The following is a 7,859-nucleotide window of genomic DNA, read 5'->3' as shown; positions in this document are numbered from 1 at the left end:
GTTGGCCGCACTGCCTTGTTTTGGGCCCTCATAGAAACGGATATCGCGGTCGGGATGCGCCTTGATAAAGCTGACGATAATATCGCGGCTGTCATCATCCGACCCATCATCGCTGACCCGAAGCGACCAGTTGACACCCGTTTGTGCCACAAAGGATTCCAGCTGCTGCCGCAGGTATTGCCCGCCGTTGAAGGTCCCCAACAAGATACAAACATGAGGCTTCATCATCGCACCTTTTTTTTCTGATGCGGCTCAACCTAAGGTTATTTTGTAAAGATATTGTATGTAAAAATCGCCCTGCTTGTTCAATCCGACCCTATTTTTGCCAAGGCACGAGGCTTTTTCACTATGACCGACACGCGTTCCAAAGCGCTTTCTGTGCCGCCTGCCCGCCTGCGCAGTCGCCACTGGCTTGTCCTGATCAGCTTTTTCATTCTGGTGGTCATCCCGCCGGTGATTACCGGCTGGTATATGTGGACGCGCGCCGCTGATCGCTATATCTCAACCGTGGGTTTCTCGGTTCGCACCGAAGAAATGGGATCGGCGATCGAAATGCTGGGGGGCATTGCCCAGTTGTCAGGATCCAGTTCATCCGACACCGAAATCCTGTATAAATTCATCCAGAGCCAGGAACTGGTGGCCCGCGCCGAGGAAACGCTGGATATCCGGGCGATCTGGGCCAAGGGCAACCCGGAAAAAGACCCGGTTTTCGCCTATCACGCGCCCGGCACCATTGAGGATCTGGTGACCTATTGGCGCCGGATGGTGAAGGTTTACAACCACGATACCGGGCTTTTGGAACTGCAGGTTGAGGCGTTCACCCCCGAGGATGCGCATACCATTGCCGAACTGATCTATTCAGAAAGCTCTGACATGATCAACCGCCTGACCAGCATCGCCCGCGATGATGCAACCCGCTATGCCCGCGATGAGCTGGAAAAGGCGGTAGAGCGGTTAAAGGCCGCCCGCGAAACCATGACGCGCTTTCGCAACCGCACCCAGATTGTCGATCCGTCAGCCTCGGTTCAAAGCCAGATGGGTTTGCTGTCGTCTTTGCAGCTTCAGCAGGCCGAGACATTGATTGACCTTGATATCATGCAGCAGACCGCCAATCTTGGCGATCCACGCATCACCCAGTTGCAACGCCGCGTGGATGTGATCGAAGACCGTATCGCGCAAGAGCGTAAAAAACTGGGCATCGGAACCGGAGACGCCGCAGCGACCGGCGCCTTTGCCGATCTGGTCGGCGAGTTTGAGCGGCTTTCAGTCGATCAGAAATTCGCCGAGCAAACCTATACGGCCTCGATGGGGGCCTATGACAGCGCCGTGGCCGAGGCGGGCCGCAAAAGCCGCTATCTGGCCGCCCATATCCGCCCGACCCTTGCACAAGCGTCTGAAAGCCCCCACCGCGTGACCATCCTGATGGTTACGGCGCTTTTTGCCTTTCTGATCTGGGCGATACTGGTGCTTGCAGGCTATGCGCTGCGCGACCGAATATAGAGTGCATCCGCCATGATCATTCTGAAAAACCTGACCAAAGTGTTTTCCCTTAACGGCCGGCACAAGGTTGTCGCCGATAATATCAATGCTGTGTTCCCGTCCGGGGTTTCGGTCGGGTTGCTGGGGCGGAACGGGGCCGGCAAATCAACCCTGCTGGAACTGATTGCGGGCACAACACATGCCACCTCGGGCGAGGTGTTGTCGAGTGGAACCACCTCTTTCCCCGTTGGCCTTGCCAGCTCGTTGCACCCTGATCTGACCGGCGCCCAGAATACCCGCTTTGTCGCGCGGATTTACGGCGCCGATACCGAGGCCCTGATGGCCTATGTCGAAGATTTTGCCGAGCTGGGCGAACATTTCCACCTGCCGGTGCGGGCTTATTCCTCGGGGATGAAAGGCAGGCTCAGCTTTGGTATCAATATGGGGCTGGAATTTGATACCTATCTTGTGGATGAGGTAACTGCCGTCGGTGATGCCTCATTCAAGAAGAAAAGCCGCGATGTCTTTTTGAACCGCATGAAGACCGCAGGGGCGATTTTTGTCAGCCATTCGACAGGAACCCTGCGGGAACTTTGCACGGCCGGGGCTTTTCTTGAAGAGGGGCATCTGACCTATTACACCGACATCGAAGAGGCGATTGAACGCTATAGCCGCATCATGGACCGCTCTATGTCCATGCTCATGCCGCCGCTGCCCGAAGGGGCGGCAACCATGAAATTCCCCGCTGATGCCCGGATGCTGTTCGGGATCGGCCTGCCCCAGACCCGCACCGACTGGCTGGGCGATTGCCTGCGCCGGCATCGCCCCTGCCATTTCAGCAAACCCCGCGAATTGCATTATTTCAACAGCCGCGCCGGGATGGCCGATACGACCCGTGAGCGGCGCTTCAAGGCCGCACAACAGCTGGGCACCCGGATCGGCAAGGAAACCATCGAAGAACAGCGCAATACCCTGCGGCTGATCGGCGAAATCAGCGCCCTGCTGTCCATCCATACCGCGCCAAAGAATGGCCCTGATCGCCATAATGCCTACATTGACTACCTGCTGGCCGGGCGCAAGACGCAGCCCATCCTTTGCGATTTCACCCCCGCCTATGCGCTGCTGTCACAAGATGATTTTGCCGAGATGGCCACGATCGGCCATGCCCGCTTTGTCTGCGTTCTGCGCGACCCTGCCAGCCGCCTCTGGGCCCAGATATGGGAGGAATTGCCAGGCAGTGACAGAACGCAAGCGGCCTGTGAGGCGGCCGCCCGCGCCTTGCTGGCCAGGCCAGAAACCCTGCTGACCGCCTATCCGGCCGCAAACTATACCCGGCTGGTGCAAGCGCTGGAGGGGGCAACAGATACCGGGCGGATTTGCTGGATGTTCCATGAGAAACTGACAGGACGCGCCGCCCTGAAGCCATTGAGCGACTTTCTGGATATTCCGAATATCCCCGCACTCAGCCTGCCGCCCCTGCCCGAACCGCCAGAACCAGGCATACCCGCCGATATTCGCAGCGGGCTGCGCGCCCTGCTGGCCCCGCAATACAGCGCCATGCTGGCGCGGTTCGGGGCCGCCCTGCCCGCCACCTGGCAGACAGGGCTGCTGAGCGGCGACAACGCCGGGTAAAGCGACTTCAGGCTGTCGAGGCGCCCCGGCGGCCAATGGCCTCATAGGCGATAAAGCCGGCCTTGATCACATCCGCAGGCGCATAGATATTGCGCAGATCGGCCATGCGCGCTGTTCGCATCCCCGTCGCCAGGCGCTCAAGGTCCAGCGCCCGGAATTCATTCCACTCGGTCAGAATAACCAACAGATCAGCGCCTTGTGCCGCCAGATAGGCATCCTCCAGCCACTCGACGCCCGGAAGCAGGCGCTCGCCCTCATGGCGCCCCTGCGGATCTGTGACGCGAACGCAGCCCCCCCCGCCAAGCATTGCCGGAATAAGCGTCAGGCTGGGCGCGTCACGCATATCATCGGTATTGGGTTTGAACGTCACCCCCAGCACCGCAATCGTTTGCCCGTTAAAGGAGCCACCACTAAGGTCCAGCAGCTTGTCAACCATCCGCCGCTTTACGTCCTCATTGACCTTGATAACCGCCTCGGTAATCAGCATTGGGCAGGCATGCTCTTGGCCGATACGGGCCAGCGCCTTGGTATCTTTTGGAAAACAACTTCCGCCATAGCCCGGCCCGGCATGCAAGAACTTGTTCCCGATCCGGCCATCAAGCCCCATCCCCCTGGAGACCTGCTTTATATCGGCGCCCACTTTTTCACACAGGGCTGCGATTTCATTGATAAAGGTGATCTTGGTCGCAAGAAAGGCATTGGCCGCGTATTTGATCATTTCGGCCGATTCCAGATCGGTCAAGATGATCGGAAAATCTCGCAGATACAGCGGGCGATAAATGTCAGACATCACCTTGCTGGCCCGTTCGCTTTCAACCCCTACCACAACGCGGTCCGGCTTCATGAAATCTTCGATCGCAGCCCCTTCGCGCAGAAATTCGGGGTTGGAGGCGACATCAAAATCCAGATCTGGATTGGCCGCAGCAACCACCGCTGCCAGCTTGCGGTTGGTTCCGACAGGCACGGTGGATTTGGTGACGACAACGATATAATCCTTGGCGATACGGGCAACCTCTTCTGCTGCCGCCATCACATATGTCAGATCGGCATGGCCGTCACCGCGGCGCGTAGGCGTGCCAACCGCGATGAAGACAACCTCGGCACCGGCCATCGCCTCGGCCAGATCAAGCGTAAAGCTCAGGCGGCCTGCCTCTACATTTTTTGCCATCAAGGTTTCAAGGCCTGGCTCATAAATCGGGATCTCGCCCTTTTTCAGCCGTTCTATCTTGCGTGGATCCTTGTCGACACAAACCACCTCATGGCCAAAATCAGAAAAACAAACGCCAGACACAAGACCAACATAACCGGTGCCAATAACAGCAATCCGCATTCATTCTCTCCCTATGGGTATTTTCGTGCCGTTGTGACGTAGTTTCTTCACGTTATTCCCATATTCCAAAAGGAAATGAAACCAGCCTTGCCATGTTTCAGCCCCCTGATGTTGCCGTGGGGTAAGCAGCCAGACCCAGTGCTGGCATGATCCCTGCCAAGGCCCGCCCGAAAGAGGCCCTGCATGACCACAAAGCCCGAACAGGCCTGGCCCCCATTGCCAACAAGCCAGAAGCTGCGCTTTGCGACACCCCGCACGATTTTGGCCCTGATCCTGCGAGAGATGGCCTCGACGCATGGCAGGTCACCCGGCGGCTATATCTGGATGGTGATGGAACCCTTGCTTGGGATTGCCTTGTTAAGTGCCATTTTTTCGCTTGGGTTCCGCAGCCCACGCATCGGAATCAACTTTCCGATTTTCTTTGCCACCGGGATGATGCCGTTTTTTCTGTTCATGGACCTTTCCGGCAAAGTTGCACAGTCCATCACCTATTCCAGATCTTTGCTGGCCTATCCCCGAGTCACCTTTGTCGATGCCATTCTGGCAAGAGCCATCCTGTCTGTGCTGACGCAAGTGCTGATCAGCTGCATTGTCCTGACCGGAATATGTCTGGCCTTTGAAACCCGCACAGTGTTTCTTATTGATCGCGCCTTCATCGCCTATGCCATGGCTGCGGCCCTGGGTCTTGGCGTAGGCCTGCTGAACTGTTTCATGTTCACAATGTTCCCGCTTTATCAACGCGCCTGGAATGTTTTGACCAGACCACTGGTTTTGATCTCGGGCGTGATTTTCCTTTATGAAAGTCTGCCCGAATGGGTGCAGCATATGCTGTGGTACAACCCGCTTATGCATGTCACCGGGGAATTGCGCGGGGCATTTTACCTGCAATATGAAGCCAAATATGTTAACCCCGCCTATGTCTTTGGCGTCGCCCTGAGCATCGGACTGATCGGTTTGGTTTTTTTGCGGCGTTACCACAGAGACATGCTGGAGCGTTAGAGCATCCGATGCGGTTATGCGTAGGCTATTGCCCCAATAATTTTCTGTGCGGGCCGGATGCTTGAATCTTTCGCATGCGAGAAGTCTGACCTTTGGCATGCCAACCTCAATCGGATAGCCGGGCCTGTAGCCATTGCACCAAATCCTGATGCAAGGCTGTATCGACCTTCTTGTCGGAAATCCCGATCCGCCCAGTGGCAAACACCCGATGCACACTTGGCGCCACTTCCTGACCGCTCCCACCTGAGATTGTTCCTTGGGCATGATGTCAGGTTGGTGCCGCCCGCTTACGTCAAGCCTTTCGCGAAGCGCCAGAGCGAGGCAGACAAGAAAACGATCCAGTGAATTGTTTTCATGCCGAACAATGCGACCGATGCAGAAGCGATTGCAGAGGCGGCGAGCCGTCCGACCATGTATTACCCGGCTGGCGACGCTTGCATCCATTGCCCCCTCTCTCACACATCCAAGCATGTGTTGCCGGCAACGAGCAGCGGTTGTATTGCAACCCGTGAGGGCGGCCCAGTTTGTCAAACCGAAGTCACCACAACAACAGGCCCGGGCCATGGTCTTTCAGACGCGCAACCTGTTTGTTCGTCACAGAATACAGACGATCAACGCGCTGCATGCACATCTGGCAGAACACAGACTCATTGCCTCGCATGGTATGCCGCAGCCGTTTATCGTCATGCGCTGTTTCGAGAAACTTTCTCGTATGATCCGGGCATTGATGTTAAGGAATTAGACCGGCGTTTAATCGCGCAATTAGAACGCCTTTTTGGTCCAGTCAGCGAAAATGCCGATACGGAGGAATAGATGACGCCCTTCACCTTCCACACGACGCCTTCAATCTGTTTTGGCGCCGGTCTTCTGGGACGGTTGGGCGAGATCGCCGCACCGCTTCTTGGCGCGCGCATCCTGATCGTAACTGATCCGGGGATGATGGCCACAGATATGCCCATGAAGGCCGAACATGTTTTACGCGAGGCTGGCGCGGAGGTGCATGTGTTTCACGACGTCACCTCCGATCCGACTGAATCTGTGGTGATCTCTGCGCGAGACCGAATGTGCGCGTTAAGCGCGACTGGGGTGTTAGGCCTTGGCGGCGGCTCGTCGCTGGACGTGGCTAAGCTGGCTGCCGCCTTAGCAGCCAGTGGGGCATCTTTGCAAGACAGCTACGGTATCGGAAACCTACCTGCGGGCCGGCTGCCCCTCGTCTTAGTGCCGACAACAGCTGGCACCGGATCGGAGGTGACGCCAATTGCCATTGTCACAACCGGCGAGAACGAAAAGTCCGGCGTTGTTAGCCCAGTTCTGCTGCCAGATCTGGCAGTTCTTGACCCAGAAACGACACGCGGCTTACCGCCCCATGTAACCGCGGCTACTGGGATAGATGCCATCGTTCACGCTATCGAATCCTATTGTTCAACCAGCACCAACAATAACCCTATGTCACGTGCGCTGGCCTGCGAGGCATTGCGTTTGATGGGCCAGTCGCTGGAGGCTGCGGTAATGACACCGGGCAATATGTCGGCGCGCTCCGACATGCTGCTTGGCTCTCTTCTGGCAGGGCAGTCATTCGCCAATTCTCCAGTCGCGGCCGTTCACGCGCTGGCCTATCCGATCGGCGGGCGGTTCAAAGTCCCCCACGGATTGTCCAATGCACTGGTTCTGCCCCATGTGCTGCGGTTCAACATCGAGACTGCGCCCAAAAGTTATGACAAAATTGCGCCAATTCTGTTTCCCGATCTGGCCGGTGCGGGCGATATGGGAAGTGACTTTTGCGACGCCCTGAGCGCCCTTTCTGCCCGCTGCGGCCTGCCAACGCGCTTGCGTGACGTCGGAATCGACCGTGACTGTCTCCACGTCCTGGCAGCCGATGCGCTGAAGCAGACACGCCTGTTGATGAACAACCCGCGCAAGTTGGTTGAAACAGATGCTCTCAGAATTTACGAGGCGGCATGGTAGAGCTACCCGAACGTGCCCTTGCGGCCTATCCCCGCACCCTACAGTTGACCACGCGCTGGTTTGACAACGATGCCTTCGGTCATATGAACAACGCGGTGCATTATCAGTTCTTTGATACTGCGGTGAACCTGCTGCTGCGTGAACTGGGCAAGATGCAGACGGCAAACGATGACGAGCGCTTTCTGGTGGTTGAAACCGGATGCCGGTATTTTGCCGAGATGGCCTATCCTGACCTGATAACTATTGGGTTGCGTGTCGGACATCTCGGCAATTCGTCGGTGCGCTATGACCTAGCATTATTCCGCAACGGAGAAACCACGGCGGCAGCGGTCGGATTTCTGGTACATGTCAATACTGCCGCAGGCCTGCCAACCCCGTTTACGAACGCGCTGCGTGCCAAGCTGTCCTGCTTCCAGGGCCATACTTCGTTACCAGCCGAACATCCCTGAGACGC

8 protein-coding genes are annotated in these 7,859 nt (G+C 57.1%); 6 read left to right on the top strand and 2 right to left on the bottom strand.

Features of this window, described 5'->3' with window-relative positions; genetic code table 11:
- Positions 1–225: glycosyltransferase (locus VDP61_RS07200; RefSeq protein WP_323006266.1), on the bottom strand; the 225-nt coding region annotated here is incomplete at its 3' end.
- 123 nt (positions 226–348) lie between these two features.
- On the opposite strand from VDP61_RS07200, the gene VDP61_RS07195 reads away from it, so the two are divergent.
- Positions 349–1,500 (top strand): capsule biosynthesis protein, encoded by a 1,152-nt coding sequence (locus tag VDP61_RS07195; RefSeq protein WP_323004904.1) that lies wholly within the window; start codon positions 349–351, stop codon positions 1,498–1,500.
- 12 nt (positions 1,501–1,512) lie between these two features.
- Positions 1,513–3,111: an ABC transporter ATP-binding protein gene (locus VDP61_RS07190; protein WP_323006265.1), complete on the top strand. Its 1,599-nt coding sequence runs from the start codon at positions 1,513–1,515 to the stop codon at positions 3,109–3,111.
- Between the two features lie 7 nt (positions 3,112–3,118).
- Here VDP61_RS07190 and VDP61_RS07185 read toward each other — a convergent pair whose 3' ends face one another.
- Entirely contained in the window at positions 3,119–4,441 is a 1,323-nt protein-coding gene (locus VDP61_RS07185) for a UDP-glucose/GDP-mannose dehydrogenase family protein (protein ID WP_323006264.1), read from the bottom strand.
- Between the two features lie 183 nt (positions 4,442–4,624).
- On the opposite strand from VDP61_RS07185, the gene VDP61_RS07180 reads away from it, so the two are divergent.
- The 4 genes from VDP61_RS07180 (at position 4,625) to VDP61_RS07165 (ending at position 7,854) form a co-directional block, all read left to right on the top strand.
- Positions 4,625–5,440 carry an ABC transporter permease gene (locus VDP61_RS07180; protein ID WP_323006263.1) on the top strand — a complete coding sequence of 272 codons (816 nt, stop codon included), beginning with the start codon at positions 4,625–4,627 and terminating at the stop codon, positions 5,438–5,440.
- A 354-nt stretch (positions 5,441–5,794) separates the two neighbouring features.
- Positions 5,795–6,253: a hypothetical protein gene (locus VDP61_RS07175; protein ID WP_323006269.1), complete on the top strand. Its 459-nt coding sequence runs from the start codon at positions 5,795–5,797 to the stop codon at positions 6,251–6,253.
- Positions 6,254–7,405: an iron-containing alcohol dehydrogenase gene (locus tag VDP61_RS07170; RefSeq protein ID WP_323006262.1), complete on the top strand. Its 1,152-nt coding sequence runs from the start codon at positions 6,254–6,256 to the stop codon at positions 7,403–7,405.
- Complete coding sequence (locus tag VDP61_RS07165; RefSeq protein ID WP_323006261.1) at positions 7,399–7,854, top strand: thioesterase family protein; 456 nt, start codon at positions 7,399–7,401, stop codon at positions 7,852–7,854. Before VDP61_RS07170 ends, VDP61_RS07165 begins: the two co-directional genes overlap by 7 nt.
- Positions 7,855–7,859 lie beyond the last annotated feature (5 nt).

This window comes from Pseudorhodobacter sp., assembly GCF_034675685.1.
Taxonomy (GTDB): Bacteria; Pseudomonadota; Alphaproteobacteria; order Rhodobacterales; family Rhodobacteraceae; genus Pseudorhodobacter.
The sequence above is the reverse complement of the archived record's forward strand: the minus strand, read 5'-3'. Positions and strand labels throughout refer to the sequence as shown.

Excerpts from the sequence above, each read along its gene's own strand:
- VDP61_RS07195 (WP_323004904.1), top strand. The coding sequence starts at position 349 with ATGACCGACACGCGTTCCAAAGCGCTTTCTGTGCCGCCTGCCCGCCTG.
- VDP61_RS07190 (WP_323006265.1), top strand. The coding sequence starts at position 1,513 with ATGATCATTCTGAAAAACCTGACCAAAGTGTTTTCCCTTAACGGCCGG.
- VDP61_RS07185 (WP_323006264.1), bottom strand. The coding sequence starts at position 4,441 with ATGCGGATTGCTGTTATTGGCACCGGTTATGTTGGTCTTGTGTCTGGC.
- VDP61_RS07180 (WP_323006263.1), top strand. The coding sequence starts at position 4,625 with ATGACCACAAAGCCCGAACAGGCCTGGCCCCCATTGCCAACAAGCCAG.
- VDP61_RS07175 (WP_323006269.1), top strand. The coding sequence starts at position 5,795 with ATGCCGAACAATGCGACCGATGCAGAAGCGATTGCAGAGGCGGCGAGC.
- VDP61_RS07170 (WP_323006262.1), top strand. The coding sequence starts at position 6,254 with ATGACGCCCTTCACCTTCCACACGACGCCTTCAATCTGTTTTGGCGCC.
- VDP61_RS07165 (WP_323006261.1), top strand. The coding sequence starts at position 7,399 with ATGGTAGAGCTACCCGAACGTGCCCTTGCGGCCTATCCCCGCACCCTA.